Origin of the sequence: Pasteurella testudinis DSM 23072 (assembly GCF_900176075.1) — a bacterium.
GTDB lineage: Bacteria > Pseudomonadota > Gammaproteobacteria > Enterobacterales > Pasteurellaceae > Chelonobacter > Chelonobacter testudinis.
This window is the reverse complement of the sequence record NZ_FWWV01000065.1, coordinates 1-1,128: the sequence shown is the minus strand read 5'-3', so window position 1 is coordinate 1,128 and position 1,128 is coordinate 1. Positions and strand designations below refer to the sequence as shown.

At 47.4% G+C, this 1,128-nt stretch carries 1 rRNA gene; it reads left to right on the top strand.

The features are described 5' to 3' along the window. Window positions 1-244: 244 nt before the first annotated feature. Window positions 245-1,128 (top strand): 23S ribosomal RNA (locus B8880_RS12800); the annotation flags it as partial.

Genomic DNA, 1,128 nt, shown 5'->3' with positions numbered 1-1,128 from the left:
AAACCGATTTGTTCTTTAAAAATTTGGACACAAGCTAAAAACTGAAGAGAACTCAAGCGTTCGGAAGGACGTAAGAGCTGAGTATTCGACAACTCGAGCAATCGAGCATCGAATGAAGGGCTTGTTTGGTGAGAAAAGGCACTGAGCAGGTCAGCGTAGGGAAACTTACGCACGCGTCAATTGAAAGCGGCTTTGGGAATGGAAACCAAACGAAAGTGCGGGATAAAAATTCTTGAGGTTGTATGGTTAAGTGACGAAGCGTGCAGGGTGGATGCCTAGGCAGTCAGAGGCGAAGAAGGACGTGCTAATCTGCGAAAAGCGTGGAGGAGTTGATAAGAAGCGTTATTACTCCACGATATCCGAATGGGGAAACCCAGTAGATGAAGAATCTACTATTGTTAACTGAATCCATAGGTTAACAAGGCGAACCGGGAGAACTGAAACATCTCAGTACCCCGAGGAAAAGAAATCAACCGAGATTCTGTAAGTAGCGGCGAGCGAACGCGGAAGAGCCGTTAGTGATAGTAAGTGTGTTAGGAGAATGTGTTGGGAAGCACAATCGCAGAGGGTGATAATCCCGTATCCGAAGGCGCATTTATGGTACTAAGCTAACACGAAGTAGGGCGGGACACGAGAAATCCTGTTTGAAGATGGGGGGACCATCCTCCAAGGCTAAATACTCCTGACTGACCGATAGTGAACCAGTACCGTGAGGGAAAGGCGAAAAGAACCCTGGTGAAGGGAGTGAAATAGAACCTGAAACCCTGTACGTACAAGCAGTGGGAGCCCTATCACTAAGCAAAGTGATGGAATAGCGCACTGAGTCTTTTGTTTAAAGAGCGGTTGACGGAACGTAGTGACGTCAAACCCCAAAAAATAAACAGAGGGTGCTTAGTGATAGGGTGACTGCGTACCTTTTGTATAATGGGTCAGCGACTTATATTATGTAGCGAGGTTAACCGAATAGGGGAGCCGAAGGGAAACCGAGTCTTAACTGGGCGAATAGTTGCATGATATAGACCCGAAACCCGGTGATCTAGCCATGGGCAGGTTGAAGGTTGGGTAACACTAACTGGAGGACCGAACCGACTACTGTTGAAAAAGTAGCGGATGACTTGTGGCTGGGGG